General features: G+C 68.0%; 17 protein-coding genes. 7 read left to right on the plus strand and 10 right to left on the minus strand.

Annotated features, from left to right (window positions below):
- Positions 1–60 precede the first annotated feature (60 nt).
- The 3 genes from AC07DC_RS32845 to AC07DC_RS32855 all read right to left on the minus strand — a co-directional run bounded on the left by AC07DC_RS32845 (position 61) and on the right by AC07DC_RS32855 (position 3,665).
- Positions 61–1,044: an ABC transporter permease gene (locus AC07DC_RS32845; RefSeq protein ID WP_478918127.1), complete on the minus strand. Its 984-nt coding sequence runs from the start codon at positions 1,042–1,044 to the stop codon at positions 61–63.
- On the minus strand, positions 1,037–1,960 hold the full coding sequence (locus AC07DC_RS32850) for an ABC transporter permease (RefSeq protein WP_478918128.1): 924 nt from the start codon (positions 1,958–1,960) through the stop codon (positions 1,037–1,039). Before AC07DC_RS32850 ends, AC07DC_RS32845 begins: the two co-directional genes overlap by 8 nt.
- Before the next feature lie 64 nt (positions 1,961–2,024).
- A complete protein-coding gene (locus tag AC07DC_RS32855; RefSeq protein ID WP_478918129.1) occupies positions 2,025–3,665 on the minus strand; it encodes a peptide ABC transporter substrate-binding protein in 1,641 nt (546 codons plus the stop codon).
- 169 nt (positions 3,666–3,834) lie between these two features.
- Between AC07DC_RS32855 and AC07DC_RS32860 the strand changes: the two genes are divergently transcribed.
- Positions 3,835–4,668 (plus strand): class I SAM-dependent methyltransferase, encoded by an 834-nt coding sequence (locus AC07DC_RS32860; RefSeq protein WP_478918130.1) that lies wholly within the window; start codon positions 3,835–3,837, stop codon positions 4,666–4,668.
- A gap of 105 nt (positions 4,669–4,773) precedes the next feature.
- Here AC07DC_RS32860 and AC07DC_RS32865 read toward each other — a convergent pair whose 3' ends face one another.
- The 5 genes from AC07DC_RS32865 to AC07DC_RS32885 form a co-directional block, all read right to left on the minus strand.
- Entirely contained in the window at positions 4,774–5,904 is a 1,131-nt protein-coding gene (locus AC07DC_RS32865) for an ABC transporter ATP-binding protein (protein WP_478918131.1), read from the minus strand.
- Positions 5,897–6,946, minus strand: a complete 1,050-nt coding sequence (locus AC07DC_RS32870) for an ABC transporter ATP-binding protein (RefSeq protein ID WP_478918132.1) — start codon at positions 6,944–6,946, stop codon at positions 5,897–5,899. The genes AC07DC_RS32865 and AC07DC_RS32870 overlap by 8 nt, the downstream gene beginning before the upstream one ends.
- 58 nt (positions 6,947–7,004) lie before the next feature.
- A complete protein-coding gene (locus AC07DC_RS32875; RefSeq protein ID WP_478918133.1) occupies positions 7,005–7,934 on the minus strand; it encodes an ABC transporter permease in 930 nt (309 codons plus the stop codon).
- A 33-nt stretch (positions 7,935–7,967) separates the two neighbouring features.
- The gene (locus tag AC07DC_RS32880; RefSeq protein ID WP_478918134.1) at positions 7,968–8,891 is read right to left on the minus strand and encodes an ABC transporter permease; all 924 of its coding nucleotides are present in this window, start codon (positions 8,889–8,891) and stop codon (positions 7,968–7,970) included.
- Between the two features lie 176 nt (positions 8,892–9,067).
- Positions 9,068–10,717: a peptide ABC transporter substrate-binding protein gene (locus tag AC07DC_RS32885; protein WP_478918135.1), complete on the minus strand. Its 1,650-nt coding sequence runs from the start codon at positions 10,715–10,717 to the stop codon at positions 9,068–9,070.
- Between the two features lie 435 nt (positions 10,718–11,152).
- On the opposite strand from AC07DC_RS32885, the gene AC07DC_RS32890 reads away from it, so the two are divergent.
- Positions 11,153–11,563, plus strand: coding sequence for a VOC family protein (locus AC07DC_RS32890; protein ID WP_478918136.1), 411 nt, complete (start codon positions 11,153–11,155; stop codon positions 11,561–11,563).
- A gap of 61 nt (positions 11,564–11,624) precedes the next feature.
- Positions 11,625–12,071 carry a nuclear transport factor 2 family protein gene (locus tag AC07DC_RS32895; RefSeq protein WP_478918137.1) on the plus strand — a complete coding sequence of 149 codons (447 nt, stop codon included), beginning with the start codon at positions 11,625–11,627 and terminating at the stop codon, positions 12,069–12,071.
- Positions 12,072–12,309: 238 nt separating this feature from the next.
- Here the strand turns inward: AC07DC_RS32895 and typA are convergent, their stop codons facing one another.
- Together typA and AC07DC_RS32905 are read right to left on the minus strand one after the other, a co-directional pair.
- On the minus strand, positions 12,310–14,175 hold the full coding sequence (gene typA, locus AC07DC_RS32900; protein ID WP_478918138.1) for a translational GTPase TypA: 1,866 nt from the start codon (positions 14,173–14,175) through the stop codon (positions 12,310–12,312).
- A 287-nt stretch (positions 14,176–14,462) separates the two neighbouring features.
- Positions 14,463–16,322, minus strand: coding sequence for an ABC transporter family substrate-binding protein (locus tag AC07DC_RS32905; protein WP_478918139.1), 1,860 nt, complete (start codon positions 16,320–16,322; stop codon positions 14,463–14,465).
- 336 nt (positions 16,323–16,658) lie between these two features.
- Here AC07DC_RS32905 and AC07DC_RS32910 point away from each other — a divergent pair, with 336 nt between their 5' ends.
- From AC07DC_RS32910 to AC07DC_RS32925, 4 genes are all read left to right on the plus strand, one after another.
- Complete coding sequence (locus AC07DC_RS32910) at positions 16,659–16,946, plus strand: hypothetical protein (RefSeq protein WP_478918140.1); 288 nt, start codon at positions 16,659–16,661, stop codon at positions 16,944–16,946.
- 97 nt (positions 16,947–17,043) lie between these two features.
- Positions 17,044–17,886, plus strand: coding sequence for a hypothetical protein (locus tag AC07DC_RS32915; RefSeq protein ID WP_478918141.1), 843 nt, complete (start codon positions 17,044–17,046; stop codon positions 17,884–17,886).
- A 21-nt stretch (positions 17,887–17,907) separates the two neighbouring features.
- Entirely contained in the window at positions 17,908–19,851 is a 1,944-nt protein-coding gene (locus tag AC07DC_RS32920) for a fumarate reductase/succinate dehydrogenase flavoprotein subunit (protein ID WP_478918142.1), read from the plus strand.
- A complete protein-coding gene (locus tag AC07DC_RS32925; RefSeq protein ID WP_478918143.1) occupies positions 19,848–20,612 on the plus strand; it encodes a succinate dehydrogenase/fumarate reductase iron-sulfur subunit in 765 nt (254 codons plus the stop codon). The genes AC07DC_RS32920 and AC07DC_RS32925 overlap by 4 nt, the downstream gene beginning before the upstream one ends.
- The last annotated feature ends 110 nt before the right edge of the window (positions 20,613–20,722 follow it).

Genomic DNA, 20,722 nt, shown 5'->3' on the forward strand with positions numbered 1-20,722 from the left:
CTCCGGAACCGCCGGATCCGGTTCGACCTGCGTGATCAGGCTGGTCATGGAACGCCTCCGTCAGCGCAGCTTGGGGTCGAGGGCGTCGCGCACCGCGTCGCCGAGCATGATGAACGCGAGCACGGTGATGCTCAGCGCCCCCGCGGGCCACAGCAGCATGTGCGGTGCGTTGCGGATCTGGGTGGATGCCGCCGAGATGTCGATGCCCCAGGAGACGGTCGGCGGCTTGAGGCCCACCCCGAGCCAGGACAGCGTCGCCTCCAGCGCGATGTACGTGCCGAGCGCGATGGTCGCGACCACGATCACCGGGGCGACCGCGTTCGGGGCGATGTGCCGCAACAGGATGCGGCGGTGGTTCGCCCCCAGCGCCTTGGCCGCCTGGACGTAGTCGTTCTGTTTGGCGGTGATCACCGAACCGCGCGCGATACGGGCGATCTGCGGCCAGCCGAGCAGCACCATGAAGCCGATGACCGGCCACACCGTGGAGTTGGTGACGACCGACAGGAAGACCAGGCCGCCGAGGATGATCGGGATCGCGAAGAAGATGTCACTGATCCGGGAGAGCACCGCGTCCGACGTGCCGCCGAAGTAGCCGGCCAGGCCGCCCAGGACGCCGCCCAGCAGCGCGACGCCCGCCGTGGCGCAGACGCCGACGGTGACCGAGGCGCGGGCGCCGTACACGGTCCGGGTGTAGACGTCGCAGCCCTGGTTGTCGTACCCGAAGGGATGGCCGGGCGAGGAGCCCTGCTGGGACTTGGACAGATCGCACTGGAGCGGGTTGCCGCTGGCGATCAGCGAGGGCCAGATCGAGATGATGACCAGGAAGACGATCAGCAGCGAGGAGATGATGAAGATCGGGTTGCGCCGCAGGTCGTGCCAGGCGTCGGACCACAGGCTGCGGGGCTTGCCCGTCGGGCCGCCAGGTTGCGGTCCGTGGCCCGGCCCGTGATCGAGCGTCTGGGCCTCGGAGGCGGCCAGGTCCATCGATCCGCCCATGCCGGTGGGGGCGACGGACTCGTTCGATCGGTCGTACTGCTCAGGCATACCGAATCCTCGGGTCCAGGACCGCGTAGAGCAGGTCGACGAGCAGGTTCGCCAGCAGGAAGACGATCACCAGGATGGTGACGAAGCCGACCACTGTCGCTGAGTTGTGCCGGAGGATGCCCTGGTAGAGCTGGTATCCGACACCGTGGATGTTGAAGATCCGCTCGGTGACGATCGCGCCGCCCATGAGGCCGCCGATGTCCGTCCCGATGAAGGTGATCACCGGGATGAGCGAGTTGCGCAGCAGGTGCCGCAGGATGACGCGGCGCCGGGGCAGCCCCTTGGCGACCGCGGTGCGGACGTAGTCGGCGCGGGTGTTCTCGGCGATGGACGTCCGGGTCAGCCGGGTGACGTACGCCAGCGAGACCAGGGCCAGCACGATGCCGGGCAGGATCAGTTCGTTGAGCGGCGCCTCCGGCGATACCGATGGCTCGCCGATGCCCCATTGCACCGCGATCACGTACTGCAGCACATAGCCGAGCACGAAGACCGGGATGGAGATCACGACCAGCGTCATCAGCAGCACCGAGGTGTCGATGGGGCGGCCGCGGCGCATACCGGTGATCACACCGAAGGTGATGCCGATGACGATCTCGAAGAAGATCGCGACAAGCGTCAGGCGCAACGTCACCGGGAAGGCGCTCTTCATCAGTTCGGTGACGGGCTGCCCGTTGAACGCGGTCCCGAAGTCACCGGTGAAGATGTTCCCCATGTAGTCGAGGTACTGATGCCACAACGGCTTGTCGAGGCCGTACTGGTGCCGGATCTGCGCGGCCGTGGCGGGGTCGGGGGCGCGGTCGCCGAAGAACGCGGCCACCGGGTCGCCGAGCGCGTACACCATCACGAAGATCAGGAACGTGGCGCCGATGAACACCGGGATCATCTGCAGCAGGCGCCGGATCACATAGCGTCCCATGGGGCCTTCCCCAAAGTCGGGCGGTGGCCCGGCGCGAGGTCACCGCGCCGGGCCACCGCGCGGATCAGCTGACCTTGATCTCGTTGTAGACCGGGACGCTGAACGGGTTGAGGGTCACGTTCGAGATCTTGGCCGAGTAGCCGGCGGTGCCGTTCTGGTACCAGAGCGGGATGACCGGCATGTCGGTGTCGAGGATCTTCTCGGAGTCCTGGAACTTCGAGACGGCCTGGGCGATGTCCGTCTCGGCGTTCGCCTCGTTCACGAGCTTGTCGAACGGCGCGCTGGTGTAGTGCGAGTCGTTCGACGAGGCGTTCGTGTAATACAGCGGCTGCAGGAAGTTCTGGATCAGCGGGTAGTCCATCTGCCAGCCGCTGCGGAACATGCCCGTCATCTGCTTGCTGGTGACCTTGGAGCGGAAGTCCGCGAAGGTGCCGATCGGGTTGAAGACGCACGCCTTGTCGTTGCCGAGCGCGTTGTTGATGCTGTTGCAGACCGCGTCCGACCAGTCCTTGTGCGAACCGGTGTCGACGTTGGAGGTGAGAGTGACCTGCCCGCCGGGCAGGCCGCCGCCCTCCTCGACCAGCTTCTTCGCCTCGGTCGGGTTGAAGGTGCAGGCATCGCTGCACAGTCCGGCCTTGAAGCCGCCCGATGCACCGAGCACCGGCGAGGTCCAGTCGCTGGCGGGCTGCCGGGTCTTCTGGAAGATCTGCTCGGTGATCTGCGCACGGTTGATCGCCATCGACAGGCCGCGGCGGACCTTCTCCTTGCCGGCTGCGGACCACTTCGGGTCGTACATCGGGAACGAGATGGTCTGGATGATGCCGGCCGGCTGGTTGATGTAGCGGTCGCCCAGATCGCCCTTCACGTTCTTCAGCTGCGAGGCCGGGATGTCGTCGACCAGGTCGATGTTGCCGGCCTGCAGGTCGGTGTAGGCGGTGTTGTTGTCGGTGTAGACCCGCAGGTCGACACCGCCGTTCTGCGCCGCGTCAGGGCCCTTGTAACCGGTCCACTTGCGCATCTTCATGGTCTGGCCCTTGGTGTACGAGTCCACCAGGTAGGGGCCGTTGCCGATCGGCTTGCTGAGCCAGGCCGCGTGGTTGGTGAAGAACGACTTGGGCAGCGGCATGAACGCCGTGTAGCCCAGGGTGTCGGGCCAGGTCGAGAACTTCTGGTTGAGCGTGACCGTGAAGTTCAGGTCGTCGACCTTCTTCAGGCCGGAGAGCGTCTGGGCTGTGGAGGAGGCACCTTCCGCTTCCGGGTGGACCTTGTCGTAGCCCTCGATGTAGTTGAAGAAGCTCGCGTTCTTCTGAGCGTTCTTCAGCAGGGCGTCGTAGTTCCAGGCGTTGATGAACGAGTCGGAGGTGACCTTGTCACCGTCGCTGAACGTCCAGCCGTCCTTCATCTTGATCTTGAAGGTCTGCGAGTCGGAGGTCGTGATCGACTCCGCGATCATGTTCTCCGCCGCGCCGGTCTTCGGGTTGTACTGCTTCAGTCCCCGGAACAACATGGAGAGGACCTTGCCGCCCTGCACCTCATTGGTGTTGGCCGGCTCCAGCGGGTTCTGCGGGTCTCCCCACGAGGCACTGACGATTCCCGACGCGCCGCCTCCACCACCGCTGTCGCTGCCCCCTCCGCCACAGGCGGTGGCCGCCAGGGCGACGGCCGTCGCACAGACGGCCCACTTCAAGCGCGTGGATCCGCGCATCGCGTGCCTCCTCATGGGTCACAAATGACACTTAGCTCCTCATGACACCGCAAAGCAGTCAGTGGCGCACCTCTAGCGCACCCGTGTCGCCCCATGAACCCCCGGCCGACACCCCGTGTGGGCCAACGCCTCACTCACCGGCGTTGTCCGACATAGGGTCAGAAGGGTGATGACGACAGCCGAAGAATCGTTCCTGCGCGCCTTCCACGCCGAGCATCCGGCGGTGACGTCACGCTCCCTGGCCCGTGGCCGGGACGCCGACGGCCGCTCCAGCTACCGCATCCTGAGCGACCTGGTCGCCGGGCGCCGGCGCGTGCTGGATCTGGGCTGCGGGGACGGGTTCCTGCTGGAGCTGGTGGCGCGGGCGGACGGCGCGTCGGCCGGCGGCCGGGAGCTCGCCGGTGTCGACCTCTCCCCCGACGACCTGGCCCTCGCGCGCCGCCGCCCGGCGCTGGTCGGCGCGACGCTCCTGGAGGCCCGCGCCCAGGACCTGCCCTTCCCTGCCGACCACTTCGACGCGTGCGTCTCCCACATGGCGCTGATGCTCATGAACGACGTCGACCAGGTCGCCGCCGAACTCGCCCGGACCCTGGCCCCCGGCGGCCTGCTGGCGCTCGCCCTGGGCGGCGGAGCCGTGGGCGGTGAGGCGTACGAGCTCTTCATCGCGCTGGCGAGCCCGGTCATCGACGAGGTGCCCGCCACGCACCGCATCCCGCGCATGGGCGACCGGCGGACCCGCGGCCGCGAGGGCCTGGACGCGATCCTCACTCCGGCCGGCTTCGCCCCGGTCACCTGGGAGACCGTACGGATCGACCTGAGCGGTCCGCTCGAAGACGTATGGGTCACCCTCTCCGCCCTGTACGACCTCGGCCCCCTCCCCCAGGACGCCACGGCCGCGCTGCGCGAAACGTTCATCGGCGGCGCGGCCTCCCTCGCCCTCCCGGACGGCACGATCCCCTGCGCGATGAACATGCGCATAGCGACGACGAGCCGGGTGGCTTAGGGCGGGGATGGCTCGGGTGCGGGTAAGTGGGACCGGAAACGCGTGAGGGCCCCTTCTGATCCGCCGGGATCAGAAGGGGCCCTCAACTGTCGGACAGCGAAGCGGTTACGCGACGCCCACTACGTCCTTCACCTCGGCGAAGTGGCACGCGGACTCGTGCGACGCGGGCGAGTCGACGCCCTTGAATCGCTCCGGGATCGCGAGCAGCGGCTCCTCCGTCGAGCAGCGCTCCTCCGCCTTCCAGCAGCGGGTACGGAACCGGCAGCCGGACGGCGGGTTGGCCGGGGACGGTACGTCTCCGGTCAGGATGATGCGCTCACGGTGGGCGCGGGCCTCGGGGTCCGGAACGGGGACGGCCGAAAGCAGCGCTTGCGTGTACGGGTGGGTCGGGTACTCGTAGATCTCGGCGTCGGAGCCGATCTCGGCCATCTTGCCGAGGTACATCACGCCGACCCGGTCCGAGATGTGCCGGACGATCGACAGGTCGTGGGCGATGAAGATGTAGGAGAGGTTGAACTCGTCCTGCAGGTTCTCCATCAGGTTGATGACCTGTGCCTGGACCGACACGTCGAGCGCGGAGACCGGCTCGTCGCAGATGATGACTTCCGGGTTGAGCGCGAGGCCGCGGGCGATGCCGATGCGCTGGCGCTGGCCGCCGGAGAACTGGTGCGGGTACCGGTTGATGTACTCCGGGTTGAGCCCGACGACGTCCAGCAGGTCCTGGACCTTCTTGCGGCGGGTGCCCTTGGGCGCCACCTCGGGGTGGATGTCGAAGGGCTCGCCGATGATGTCGCCGACCGTCATGCGCGGGTTCAGCGAGGTGTACGGGTCCTGGAACACCATCTGGATGTTGCGGCGGACGACCTTGAGGGCCTTCCCCGACAGCTTGGTGATGTCCTGGCCCTTGTAGAGGACCTCGCCCGCGGTGGCCGTCTCCAGGCTCATCAGCAGCTTGGCGACCGTGGACTTGCCACAGCCGGACTCGCCGACGATGCCCAGGGTCTCGCCCTGGTACAGGTCGAAGGAGATGCCGTCGACGGCCTTGACCGCGCCGATCGTGCGCTTGAACACGATGCCCTGGGTCAGCGGGAAGTGCTTGACCAGGTTACGGACCTGGAGGATCGGCTCGCCGCGGTCGACCGGGGCGTTGATCGCCGCCTCGACGGCCTCGACTGTCGTCTCAACGTCCTTGCTGAGATCAGCCTTGCCGGTTTCAGCCTTGCTGAGATCAGCCATGGATCGTCTCCTTCCAGAAGTGGCAAGCGCTGCCACGGCCCGGCAGCTCGCCGCCGTCGGCCTCGGTCACCGTGTTCAGCAGCGGCACATCGGTCCGGCAGATGTCCTGCGCCATGTCGCAGCGCGGGTTGAAGGCGCAGCCGGACGGAACGGCCAGCAGGTTCGGCGGGAGGCCCTTGATCGCGTAGAGCTCCTGGCCCTTCTGGTCCAGGCGCGGGATCGACTTGAGCAGGCCCCTGGTGTACGGGTGGGCCGGCCGCTTGTAGATCTCGTGCACGGGCGCGGTCTCGACGATCCGGCCCGCGTACATCACCGCGATCTTGTCCGCGACGTCGGCGACGACACCGAGGTCGTGGGTGATCAGGATCAGACCCATGTTGGACTCGCGCTGGAGCTCCGCGAGCAGGTCCATGACCTGGGCCTGGACCGTCACGTCGAGCGCGGTGGTCGGCTCGTCCGCGATGATCAGGTCGGGCTCCAGGGCGATGGCCATCGCGATCATGATGCGCTGGCGCATACCGCCGGAGAACTGGTGCGGGTAGTCACCCACCCGCTCCTTCGCCGCCGGGATCCGGACGCGCTCCATCAGTTCGATGGCCTTCTTCTTCGCGTCCTTCTTCGACAGCCCCTGGTGCGAGGTGAACATCTCGCCCAGCTGGAAGCCGACGGAGAGCACCGGGTTCAGCGAGGACAGCGCGTCCTGGAAAATCATCGCCATCTTGTTGCCGCGCAGCTTCCGCCGCTCGCTCTCCGGCAGGGCCAGGATGTTCTGCCCGTGGAAGAGGATCTCGCCCTGGGCGACGCGCCCGGGAGGCGAGTCCAGGATGCCCATGATCGCCTGGGCGGTCACCGACTTGCCGGAGCCCGACTCGCCGAGTACCGCCAGCGTCTCACCGGCGCTCACGCTGTAGTTGACGCCGTTGACGGCCTTGGCCACACCGTCGCGCGTCTTGAATTCCACGTGGAGGTCGCGCACTTCGAGCAGCGGGCCGCCGGCGGCGGTCGTTCCAGTGCTCTCGGCGGCCGTTTCGACCGTGGTCATGCCGTCACCTTCGTCCTGCTTGCTCGTAGCTCGTGGGGGTCCGACTCATGGGGGCGCCTCACCGGAGCTTCGGGTCGAGCGCGTCGCGCAGGCCGTTGCCGAGGAAGACGAAGCCGAGCGCGGTGATGACGATCGCCAGGCTGGGGTAGACCCACAGGTAGTCCTTGACGCCCATGAAGTCCTTGCCCGCGAAGATCATGTTTCCCCACTCGGCGACCTCGGGGCTGACCCCGACACCGAGGAAGGACAGCGACGCCTCGGCGACGATCGCGATACCGACGCTGCTGGCCGCGTAGACCACCACCGAGGTGACGGAGTTGGGCAGGATGTGCTTCAGCACGATCCTGCGCCGGCTCGCACCCAGCGCCTTGGCGGCGTGGACGTAGTCCATCTCACGCACCGACAGGATCTGGCTGCGCAGCAGTCGGGCGAAGGTGGCCCAGGAGAAGATGCCCAGCGAGATCACGACGGGCAGTACGCCGCGGCCCATCAGCAGAATGATGACGATGGCGCCGACGAGCAGCGGGAAGGCGAAGAAGACGTCCGCGACACGCATGATCACGGTGTCCCAGATGCGGCCGAAGTAGCCGGCTATCGCACCCAGCGTGATGCCGATGACGCAGGCGAGCAGGATCGAGGCGAGGCCGACGATCATCGCGATGCGGCTGCCGTAGATGATGCGGGACAGCTGGTCGCGGCCGAGGGCATCGGTCCCCAGCAAGTGGGCGCTGCTCGGCCCCTTCAGGGTGTTCATCAGGTCCTGGTCGAGCGGATCCGCAGGCGCGATGAGCGGCGCGAACACCGCCACCAGGAGAAGAACAACGACGATCAGCAGGCCGAAGACGGCCAGCTTGTTGGCGAGGAAGCGGGCGCGGATCTCGCTCCAGTTGCTGATCCTCGCAACGCTTGGTTCGGCTGCGCTCGGCGCGGCCGGGGCCGGACTGGCCGCGGTACCCGACCCATCCATGCCCGTGACGACCTCAGTCATGGTGTGACTCCTAATTCGGGACGACCCTGGGGGTCAGGAGAGGCGGATTCGCGGATCGAGTGCGGCGTAGAGCAGATCGACGATCAGGTTCAGCAGGATGAAGACAGCAACGCTGTACGTCACCACGCCGACGATGATCGGGTTGTTCTGCGACTGAATTGCCGTGATCAGCGCGAGTCCGATGCCGTCCCAGTTGAAGATCGTCTCGGTGATGAGCGCACCACCGAGCAGAGCGCCGAAGGAGATACCCAGGTAGGTGATGACCGGGATGACCGAGTTGCGCATGATGTGCCGGGCCAGGATCGTCCGGCGCGGCAGCCCCTTGGCCACCGCGGTCTTCACGTAGTCCGCACGCAGCACTTCGAGCATGGTGCTCCGGGCGATCTGTGCGACGAGGGCCGCATCGATGATCGCAAGCGTCAGCGCGGGCAGGACAAGTGACTTCCACGTCCCGTCGGAGATGAGCGGGAACCAGCCCAGCTCCACGACGAAGAACCGCTGAAGGATCATGCCGATAACGATGGAAGGGACGCCGACCGCGAGTGTGGTGACGAAGGTCACCGACACGTCCCAGATCGAGTATCTGCGCATCGCCGCCAGTACACCGACACTCAGGCCCAGGATGATGTCGAAGACGATCGCGGTCACCGCGAGTTTCGCCGTGTTCACCAGCTTGGGCTGGAGGATCTCGTTGACCGAGCGGTCCTGGGTGTAGTCCTGTCCCAGGTCGCCCTGTGCGAGCTTCTCCACATAGTGCACGTACTGCACGACCAACGGGTCGTCGAGCCCGTACCGCTGCCGCAGTTCCTTGACGACCGCGGGATCACGCGCCTTGTCGCCGCCGAGCGAGCCCACCGGATCACCGGGGAGCACGAACAGGCAGGCGAACAGGATCATCGTCGCACCGAGCACGACGACAACCATCTGGCCCAGCCTGCGGACCACGTACCTTCCCATGACTTACCTCTCTACCTCGCTGCCGCACCGAAGCAGCCACAACGCCCTGGTTGGGCGCGCCTGGACGGGGCGGTGGATCACACCGTTCCCGACGGGGGCCGGGGGCCGGGGCAACCGAGTCTCGACTCGATGCCACGGCCCCCGGTTCGCGCCGCACTGGATGCGGCGGTGTGTGACTACTTCGCGCTGATCTCGGCGAGGTTCGGGTCCTCGTGGAAGTCCATCGCCCCACCGGTGAACTTCTTGGTGTTCACCAGACGGAACTGGGTGCGGTTCCACAGCGGGATCAGGGCCTGGTCGTCCATCGCCAGCTTCTCGGCCTGCTTGTAGACCTCGTTGCGAGCGGCGGTGTCCTTGGTGCTCCGGGCCTTCTCCACCAGCGCGTCGAACGCCGGGTTGTTGTAACGGCCGCGGTTGTCACCCTGGACCTTGCCCGAAGCGTCCGGGTTGATGGACTTGGAGTCCAGCAGCGGGAACAGGAAGTTGTCCGGGGTCGGGTAGTCCGCGCCCCACGCGAAGCGGTAGGCACCGGTGGAGTTCGGCGCCTGCTCGTCGGCGAGCAGCTCCTTGAACGGCTTGGCGTCCATCTTGACGTTCAGACCCAGAACCGTCTTGATCTGCTGGACGACGGCCTGGACCCACTCCTCGTGGCCACCACCGGTGTTGAAGCCGATGTGCAGCTCGTCGCCCGGCTTCAGACCGGCCTCGGCCATGAGGGCCTTGGCCTTGGTCGGGTCCTGCTTGATGCAGGAGGTGCAGAGGTCCTTCTGGTAGACGTCCTTGAAGGACGGCGGAAGGATCGTCGTCGACTTGGTCTGCATGCCCTGGAAGACACCCGCGATGATCGCGTCACGGTCGATCGCGTACGAGATCGCCTGGCGCGCCTTGGCTTCCTTGAGCGGACCGGCGGAGGTGATCGGGAGCAGGTAGTTCATGCCGCTGGTGTCGGCCTGGATCCACTCGTTCTGCGCGCTGTACTTGGCCTTGGCCGCGGTCAGCTGCGCCGTGGGCATACGCGCCCAGTCGAACTGGCCGGACTGGAAGCCCTGGTACTCGAGCTGCGAGGCGTTGGCCGAGTTCAGGATGGAGATCTTGACCGTGTCGAGGTGGGCCTTGGTCAGACCGTAGTCGTCGTTGCGGACGAGCGTGATCGACTTGTTGTGCTCCCACTTGCCCGACATCTTGAAGGGGCCGTTGCCGATGGGTGCGTCGTTGTACGCCTGGTTCTTGCCGGCGCCCGCGACCTTCGGCACCGGGGACATCGACGTGTGCGTGGTCTTGACGTCGAACTCGAAGTCCGGCGTGGTGAGCTTCACCTGGATGGTGTTCTCGTCCGGCGCGCTCAGGCCGGAGAACGTGGTCGCCGTGCCCTTCTGCAGCGCGTCGAAGCCCTCGATGCCACCGACGTTGGGCGTGGCCACGTCGGACGCGGAAGCCTTCGCCGCGAGACGGGTCCAGCCGCGGATGAACGCCTCGGCGTTGACGATCTCGCCGTTGGTGAACTTGGTGCCGGGCTTGATCTTGAAGGTCCAGGTCTTGCCGTCGTCGCTGACCGTCTTGGAGGTCGCGAGGGCCGGTATGACCTTGCCGTCAGCGGTCGGCTCGTACAGACCGGTGAACAGGTTGTCCGTGACCAGGATGCCCTCGGACTCCTGGGCGTTGACCGGGTCGATCGCAACGGGCTCGACGAGACCGAGGCTGAAGGTGCCACCGGCCTTACCGGCACCGGCCGGCTTGTCGTCCTTGTTGTCGCCGCCGCAAGCGGTCGCTGCAAGAGCAACGATGACCGCGCCAACGACCCACTTGGCGCTCTTGGCACCGCGCATGGAAAGCCTCCTCAGGAGTTCACTGTTGATACGTGAAAAGAAGGCCGACCATCCGCTGACACCCCTGACAGCGAAATCGGCCCTCTGTTGCTCGTGAGTCGGCGCTCCCCATAAGCGCTTGGACCCATTGACCCGAGCTGAACTGCGTCCCACTATCGGGCACGTTTAGGCGCGTAACCACACCCAAATGGTCTCGCTTTGATCACATCAGGCACGAACTTGGCCCACAATTCGGACATTTGGAACGTAGACAGACACCCGCGAAACGGACTGTTAACGCAACATCCGGCGAATCGCGTCCGCTATCCGGACGACGCCCTCGTGAAATCCGTTGCGGAGCGTCCGAAAAATCCACCCCGAGTCTACGCGGGTCACCCCCGTGCGTCCCCGATACGGCCGGGCCCGCGACGCTGCCGGAACGTGTTGAATCGGCCCATGATCGAGGAGACCTCAGGACTGTTGCACCACGTCGAGCTGTGGGTCGGCGACCTGCCGGCCGCCACCGCGAGCTGGGGGTGGCTGCTGGGTGAGCTCGGCTACACCCCGTTCCAGGACTGGCCCGCGGGGCGCAGCTGGAAGCTCGGCCCCACCTACATCGTGGTGGAGCGCTCCCCCGACCTGGCCGGCGACCGGCACGAACGGCGCCGTCCGGGCCTGAACCACCTGGCCTTCCACGTCGCCGACCGCGCCATGGTCGACGATCTGGCGGCCCGGGGTCCGGAACACGGCTGGATCCTGATGTTCCCCGAGCGGCACCCCTTCGCGGGCGGCAACGCGCACTGCGCGGCCTACCTGGAGAACGCCGAGGGGTTCGAGGTCGAGCTGGTCGCACCCATCGCCTCCTAGGGGTCGGACGGCTAATCTGACTGACCGTCAGGTATCAGCCGGTCGCGGGAAGGAACGCCCAGTGCCCCACAGTGAGTTGGAACACGCTCGGCGCGAGGAGACGGTGGAGTCGTTCTGGCGCGGGGTCGACACGCACGACTGGACCCTCGTCGCCGCCACCCTGGCGGAGGGCTTCGTACGCGTCGGGATGCGCGGCGACGAGGACGACACCGTCCGGGGTCGGGACGCGTATGTGGCGTTCGTCTCACGGGTGACGGAGCGGATGGCCTTCCACCGGCTGGAGTCACGCCGGACGTTCCTCAGCGCGGACGGCCGGCGGGCGCTCAACGAGGCCGTCGAGACGATCCAGCCGACGACGACGGACGAGCGGAACGTGATGTCGTTCGCCAACGTCATGGAACTCGGCGAGGACGGGCTCATCACCCGGCTCGACATCTACTGGAAGACCCCGGTGCTGCAACCTCCGGCCTGGATCGTGCCGGGCAACACCCCGGCGCCCGCGCCATGACCATGGCTTCACCCGGGCCACGCGCCCTCGGGCGCCGGACAGGCTGATCCCAGCCGCCGGAGCGCTCACAGCGGCAGCCAGGACCAGGGGAGACGGTCCGGGGGCTCCGGACGGCCCCACGGCCCGCGCAGCGCCCTGGAAGGCCCGGAGGGGCCGGGGACACGTCCCGTAGAGCCCGAGGGGGCCCGGGGACACGTCCCCGGACCCCCTCTTCACCCGATGATCCGAGCGGAAGGCGTCAGCGCTTGGCGCGGGAGTACGCGCGACCGCGCTCCTTCTGGTCCAGGACGACCTTGCGGATACGCACGGTCTCCGGGGTGACCTCGATGCACTCGTCCTCGCGGCAGAACTCGAGGGACTGCTCCAGGGAGAGCCTGCGCGGCGGCACCACGTTCTCGGTGTTGTCCGCGGAGGCGGCGCGCATGTTGGTGAGCTTCTTCTCCTTGGTGATGTTCACGTCCATGTCGTCGGAACGCGAGTTCTCACCGATGATCATGCCCTCGTACACCTCGGTGGTCGCCTCGACGAAGATCACGCCGCGCTCCTGGAGGTTGATCATCGCGAACGGCGTCACGACGCCGGCGCGGTCCGCCACCAGGGAACCGTTGTTACGGGTGCGCAGGTCGCCGAACCACGGCTCGTGACCCTCGAAGATGCTGTGCGCGATACCGGTGCCGCGGGTGTCCGTGAGGAACTCGGTACGGAAACCGATCAGGCCACGGGCCGGGACGACGAACTCCATGCGGACCCAGCCGGAGCCGTGGTTCGTCATGGTCTCCATACGGCCCTTGCGGGTCGCCATCAGCTGCGTGATCGCGCCGAGGTACTCCTCGGGGCAGTCGATGGTCATGCGCTCGACCGGCTCGTGGACCTTGCCGTTGATCGTCTTGGTGACGACCTGCGGCTTGCCGACGGTCAGCTCGAAGCCCTCGCGGCGCATCTGCTCGACGAGGATCGCCAGCGCCAGCTCGCCACGGCCCTGGACCTCCCACGCGTCGGGACGCTCGGTCGGCAGCACGCGGAGCGAGACGTTACCGATGAGCTCCTTGTCCAGCCGGTCCTTCACCTGGCGGGCGGTGACCTTGTGGCCCTTGCCGCCCTTGCCGACCAGCGGCGAGGTGTTGGTACCGATGGTCATGGAGATGGCCGGCTCGTCGACCGTGATGAGCGGCAGCGCGACCGGGTTCTCCAGGTCGGCCAGCGTCTCGCCGATGGTGATGTCCGGGATACCGGCCACGGCGCAGATGTCACCGGGGCCCGCCTTCTCGGCCGGCTTGCGGGTGAGCGCCTCGGTCATCAGCAGCTCGGTGATCTTGACCTGAGTGACCGAACCGTCACGCTTCATCCACGCGACCTGCTGGCCCTTGCGGAGCTCGCCCTCCTCGACGCGGAGGAGCGCGATACGGCCGAGGAAGTTGTCGGCGTCCAGGTTGGTGACGTGCGCCTGGAGCGGCGCGCCCTCGGTGTACTCGGGGGCGGGGACCGTCGACAGGATGGTGGAGAAGAACGGCTCCAGCGAGTCGCTGTCCGGGGGGACCGTGCCGTTCTCCGGCTTGGTCAGCGAGGCGACGCCGTCACGGGCACAGGCGTAGACGATCGGGAACTCGATCTGCTCCTCGGTCGCGTCCAGGTCCAGGAAGAGGTCGTAGGTCTCGTTGATGACCTCGTCGATCCGGGAGTCCGGGCGGTCCGTCTTGTTGATGCAGAGGATGACCGGCAGGTTCGCCGTCAGCGCCTTGCGCAGCACGAAGCGGGTCTGCGGCAGCGGGCCCTCGGAGGCGTCCACGAGGAGCACGACCGCGTCGACCATCGACAGGCCTCGCTCGACCTCACCACCGAAGTCGGCGTGGCCGGGGGTGTCGATGATGTTGATCGTGATGACGTCGCCGCCACCCTTGGGGTGGTACTTCACGGCCGTGTTCTTGGCCAGGATCGTGATGCCCTTCTCACGTTCCAGGTCGTTCGAGTCCATCATGCGGTCATCGAGGTGCTGGTGGGCAGCGAATGCGCCGGCCTGCTTGAGCATGGCGTCGACAAGGGTCGTCTTGCCGTGGTCGACGTGGGCGACAATGGCGACGTTACGAATATCGTGGCGCGTGGACATGCTGCGGCGCTTCTCCCGGGATCGTGGATGGCTGCGCGTTCCGTGTTGACGCACTCGCCCGCCGGGCAGGACAAGCCGCGGCCTTACCCCATGGTACGGGGCGCACGGCGACTCGGCCGCCCGGGAGAGGTTTGAACGCCGGAAACACCGGCCCCACGGGCTCCTTCCGGAGCGGGCGGGACCGGTGTGACAACCCGAAGGACCCGTGGCAGCGACGGTTTCCGGGCGTATTCCGCCATCCGGGCGGCGGGGCGGGTCAATCCGGCAAAAGCACTGAGCGCGGACCCCTACTTACGGAACCCGATGTCCTGATATCGGGGGGCCTCGAAGCCAAAGGCTCCGGCGTTGGCGACCGTGGACCGCAGCGCGACGAGCTCGGGGCGCTGGAAGAGGGGGACGGACCCGGCCGCGGCCCAGATGCGGGAGTCGGCTCGGGAGGTGAGGTCGCGGGCCGCCTTCCGGTCCAGCTCCGAGCCGGCCTGGTCGAGCAGCTGGTCGATCTGGTCGGTGCCGACCCGCGAGTAGTTCTGCTCGACGGTCAGCGACCCGTCGGGGGCGGGCAGCGGCTTGGCGAAGATCGGCCGGTCGTCGGTGGCCGGGTAGGCCGTACCGGGCCAGGAGTACAGGGCCAGGTCGAAGTTTCCGGCCGCGACGTGGTCGTGGAAGAAGCTCGCGTCGGCGACCTTGGTGATCTCGGTGCGGACACCGATCTTCGACAGCATCGCGGCGATCCGGTTCCCGACGTCGGCCAGCACCGGTGAGGTCGAGGGGAGGACGAACCGCAGGGTCAGCTGCTTGCCGTCCTTGCGCAGCGCTCCGCTGGGCTCGACCACCGTCACACCGAGGGCCGGGGCGGCCGCGTCGGGCTTGGTCGGGACGGGGGCGGCGGGCTTGGCCGGGTTGGCGGCCTTGCCCCCGGTCGGGGCTTGTCCGGGGGTGCGCTGCCAGCCCGCGTCGGCGAGCAGCGCCTGGACCTGGTCCGCGTCCGCGGAGCCGAGGGCCGAGCTGTGGTCCTCGTAGCCGTTCTGCGAGGCGAGGACCAGGTGGTTGCCGAGCGGCTTGGCGGGCAGGCCGAGCGGCTTCAGTACGGCGTCGGCGATGGCCTGCCGGTCGACGGCGCGGGCCACCGCGCGCCGGACCCGTTCGTCGGCCAGCGGGCCCGCGCTGCCGTTGAGGGCGAGCTGTGAGTACGCGGCGCCGGGGGCCTTGCGGACGGTGAGGGTCTTGGCGGCGGTCGCCTTGCGGATCGAGGGGAGGGCGGCCGGGTCCAGCTCCGCCACGTCCAGCTTTCCGCCGGTCAGCGCGGCGGCCCGGGCCGAGGCCGGCACGACGGTGAGCACCAGCTGGTCGAGCTTGGCGGGCCGGCCCCACCAGATGGGGTTCCTGACCAGGGTGACGGCGCCCGCCTTGCGGTCGAGCTCCTTGACCTTGAACGGCCCGGCGACGGCGGGCAGCGCGGAGCGGGCGCCCTCGTTGAAGGCGTCCGGGTCGCTGGTCACCGCCTTGGGATAGAGGGGTGTGAAGAGCGACTGCCAGTCGGCGTACGGGGTGGCGAAGGTGACCTTGACCTCATGGCTGTCCGCGCCCTGGCTGATGTCCGCGATCCGGTCGTAGCCGGCGTTGCGCGCGGTCCAGAACGCGGCGTTCCGGCCGCTGAGCGCCTTCCACTGCGCGCTGAAGTCGTCGGCGCCGACGGCCCGGCCGTCGCTCCACTTCGCCTTCGGGTTGAGCCGGTACGACACGACCTGCTTCGGCTCGTGCTCGACGACGGAGGCACCGTCCAGGAAGTCCGCGTCCCGCTGTGGGGTGCCGCGGCCGTCGAGGCGGAACATCGCGGGCAGGACGGCGGCCGCGATGCGGGCCGTGTCCTCGTCCGCGTCCGCCTGATAGGCGTTGAGGGTGGCCGGCACGCTGTCGACGGCCCAGCGCAGCGTTCCGCCGTCCTTGACGCCGCCGCGGGGCGCGGAGGCGATGTCGGTGCCCTGGACGACCGGCCCCGCGGTGGTCTCGGCGGAACAGCCGGCGAGGGCGAGCGCGGCGACGCCCGCCAGGGCCGCGCCGCGCAGCCCCGGCACGGCGGGCCGGGGACGGTACCGGGGCCGGGGATCTGCCCCGCGTACGGATGCGGGAATGACGGTGCGGGACATGGTCAGGTACCTCCGCGGGCTCTCCGGCCGCCTTCGGTCCGGCATACGCCTTCGGGACGTGCACCAGTTATACTCAGTTGGCGGTATTTGTCGCTTATCGCACCTACTGAAAGCGACGCTTACCTGCGTGGCGGTGCGACACGGCGTGAAGGGACCACAGGCCACCCGAACGGCGGCGGGCGCCCACGGCGGGCCGGGAGGGCGTGCGGCCGGGACGCGATCCGGGCCGGGCGCCATTTCACCTGTACGCGCTCTTCCCAACTGCGCATGTGACGCGCGACACTCGCTTGCGCATGAGCGTCATCGACCGCACTGCGGCAGAGCTGAGGGAAAACCATGTCCCTACAAGACGATCTGACATCGGTTCAGCGCCGGCTGGACGACCTGGTCCGCTGTGTGGGCCGGCTGGAGGAGCACGTCGGGAACAGCCTCGACATGCGTCGTGTGCGCTCCGACGCGGACCATCTCCGCGAGAGCCTGTCGCTGCTGCGCGAGGCCGCGCATTCCACCGCCCAGACGGGTCCGGTGGAGATGGTGATCGTGCCCGACACCCCGTACGACCCCGCGCTGTGGTCCGACTGCGAGGACGAGGGGCTGGGATCCGCCCACGGCCACGCGCCGTGAACCCCGCCCTCCCCGAACCCGTGGCCCTCCCGTACCCACAGCGTCCCCGCAGCCGTTAACCGGCTCCCACCCCTTTCCGCTCCCTCCGGAGTACGCATTGGCCACCGGAACCACCTCCAGTACCGAGTCCGCCGACAGCAGTCCCGCCCGCCGTGGTGTCCACACGCAGGGGCGCGCGACCATTCCGACCCGACATCTGCGGACCGACCGGTGGTGGATCCCACCCCTGGTGACCGCGCTCGGCCTGGGGGCGTTCGTCGTCTACTCGACGTGGCGCGCGTTCGCGAACGGGAACTACTACGCGGCGCCGTACGTGTCGCCGTTCTACTCCCCGTGTCTGGCGTCGAACTGCACCGACATGAACGGCGGCGCCGACTGGCACCTGTTCGGGAGCTGGTGGGGGATCTCCCCGGCCCTGATCGTGCTGATCTTCCCGCTCGGCTTCCGGCTCACCTGCTACTACTACCGCAAGGCGTACTACCGCGGGTTCTGGGCCTCGCCCCCCGCCTGCGCCGTCGCCGAGCCGCACGCCACGTACACCGGTGAGACGCGTTTCCCGCTGATCCTGCAGAACATCCACCGGTACTTCTTCTACTTCGCGATCCCGGTCGCCGGGATCCTGACGTACGACGTCGTGCTGAGCTTCCGCGACGCGGACGGCAACTGGGGCCACGCGGGCCTCGGCACCCTCGTCCTGCTGGTGAACATCATCCTGATCTGGGCGTACACCTTCTCCTGCCACTCCTGCCGGCACATCATCGGCGGCCGGCTGAAGCACTTCTCGAAGCACCCGGTGCGGTTCCGCCTCTGGGGCTGGGTCAGCCGGCTCAACAGGCACCACATGCTGCTCGCCTGGGTCTCGCTGATCAGCGTGGCCCTCGCGGACTTCTACGTATATCTCGTCGCCAGCGGCGCCTTCGACGACCCGCGGTTCTTCTAAACGAAGGGGATGCCAACAAGCATGACGCAAGTCGAAAGGCACACTTACGACGTGGTCGTCGTCGGCGCGGGCGGGGCAGGTCTGCGCGCCGCCATCGAGGCCCGCGAGCAGGGCATGCGCACGGCGGTCATCTGCAAATCGCTGTTCGGCAAGGCGCACACGGTGATGGCCGAGGGCGGCATCGCCGCCAGCATGGGCAACGCCAACTCCCACGACAACTGGGAAGTGCACTTCCGCGACACCATGCGCGGCGGGAAGTTCCTCAACCAGTGGCGGATGGCGGAGCTGCACGCCCGCGAGGCGCCCGACCGGGTGTGGGAGCTGGAGACCTGGGGCGCGCTCTTCGACCGCACCAAGGACGGCCGGATCTCGCAGCGCAACTTCGGCGGCCACGAGTACCCGCGGCTCGCGCACGTCGGCGACCGGACGGGCCTGGAACTGATCCGCACCCTCCAGCAGAAGATCGTCTCCCTGCAGCAGGAGGACTTCGCCGAGTTCGGCGACTACGAGGCACGGCTGAAGGTCTTCCAGGAGTGCACGGTCACCCGGGTGCTCAAGGACGGCCCGGCGGTCAGCGGGGTCTTCGGCTACATCCGCGAGTCGGGCCGGCTGTTCGTCATCGAGAGCCCGGCCGTGGTCCTGGCGACCGGCGGCATCGGCAAGTCCTTCAAGGTGACCTCCAACTCGTGGGAGTACACCGGCGACGGGCACGCGCTGGCGCTGCTCGCGGGCGCGCCGCTCATCAACATGGAGTTCATCCAGTTCCACCCCACCGGGATGGTCTGGCCGCCGTCCGTCAAGGGCATCCTCGTCACCGAGTCGGTGCGCGGCGACGGCGGGGTGCTGCGCAACAGCGACGGCAAACGGTTCATGTTCGACTACATCCCGGACGTCTTCAAGGAGAAGTACGCGCAGTCCGAGCAGGAGGCCGACGGCTGGTACGCCGACCCGGAGAAGTTCCGCCGCCCGCCGGAGCTGCTTCCCCGCGACGAGGTGGCCCGCGCCATCAACTCCGAGGTCAAGGCGGGCCGCGGCACTCCGCACGGCGGGGTCTTCCTCGACGTGTCGACCCGGCTGCCCGCCGAGGAGATCAAACGGCGGCTGCCGTCGATGCACCACCAGTTCAAGGAACTCGCCGATGTCGACATCACCGCCGAGCCCATGGAGGTCGGCCCGACCTGCCACTACATGATGGGCGGCGTCGACGTGGAGCCCGACAGCGCGGCCGCGCGCGGCGTGCCCGGACTGTACGCGGCGGGCGAGGTCGCCGGCGGGATGCACGGCTCGAATCGGCTGGGCGGCAATTCCCTGTCCGACCTGCTGGTCTTCGGCCGTCGGGCCGGACTGCACGCCTCGGAGTACGTGGCCGGGCTCGGCTCGGGGCGGCCCGCCGTACCCGAGGACCAGATCGACAGCGCGGCGGCTGAGGCGCTGCGCCCGTTCAGCGCGGAGGCCTCCGGCCCGGACGCGGCGCAGGGGCACCCGCCGGAGAACCCGTACACCCTCCACCAGGAACTGCAGCAGGCCATGAACGACCTGGTCGGCATCATCCGCCGGGCCCCGGAGATGGAGGAGGCGCTCGGCCGCCTCACCGATCTGCGGATGCGCTCGCGGCGGGCCGGCGTCGAGGGGCACCGGCAGTTCAACCCCGGCTGGCACCTGGCCATCGACCTGCGCAACATGCTGCTGGTCAGCGAATGCGTGGCCCGCGCCGCGCTGGAGCGCACCGAGAGCCGCGGCGGCCACACCCGTGAGGACCACCCCGGTATGGACCGGGCCTGGAGGAAGGTCAACCTCGTCTGCGAGCTGTCGGACCCCAGCGGCGGGCTGGCCGACACCGACCCGGAGCGCGGCCAGGTCAAGCTCAGCCACCGCGACATGGACCCGATGCGGGACGACCTCCTCGCCCTGTTCGAGAAGGAAGAACTGCTGAAGTATCTGACGGACGAGGAGTTGGCCCCGTGACGTACACAGCACACTTCAAGGTGTGGCGGGGCGACCCCGACGGCGGGGAGCTGAACGACTACCAGGTGGAAGTGAACGAGGGCGAGGTCGTCCTCGACATCATCCACCGGCTGCAGGCCACCCAGGCGTCCGATCTCGCCGTCCGCTGGAACTGCAAGGCCGGCAAGTGCGGATCGTGCAGCGCCGAGATCAACGGCAGGCCGAGCCTGCTGTGCATGACGCGGATGTCGGTCTTCACGGCCGACGAGACCATCACCGTCACGCCGATGCGGGCGTTCCCGGTCATCCGGGACCTGGTGACGGACGTGTCCTTCAACTACGCCAAGGCGCGGGAGGTGCCGGCGTTCGTGCCGCCGGCCGGTCTCAAGCCCGGCGAGTACCGGATGCAGCAGCAGGACGTGGAACGCTCCCAGGAGTTCCGCAAGTGCATCGAGTGCTTCCTGTGCCAGGACACCTGCCACGTGGTCCGCGACCACGAGGAGAACAAGGTCGCCTTCTCCGGGCCGCGCTTCCTGATGCGGATCGCCGAGCTCGACATGCACCCGCTCGACGCCGCCGCCGAGGAGGGCCTGGACCGCAAGGTGTCGGCGCAGGACGACCACGGGCTCGGCTACTGCAACATCACCAAGTGCTGCACCGAGGTCTGCCCGGAACACATCAAGATCACCGACAACGCGCTCATCCCGCTCAAGGAGCGGGCCGTCGACCGCAAGTACGATCCGCTGGTCTGGCTCGGTAGCAAGATTCTGCGGCGGCCGTAGGGGGTCCGGCCCGCGTCGTCGGCGGGGTCGGGGGCCGGGCCCTCCGGGGGAGGGGTCCGAAATCGACTATTTACGGTCCCCCAACCTTCGGCCGGGGGTGCCCCCAGCGG

The sequence above is a fragment of the Streptomyces sp. NPDC045021 genome (assembly GCF_056432645.1).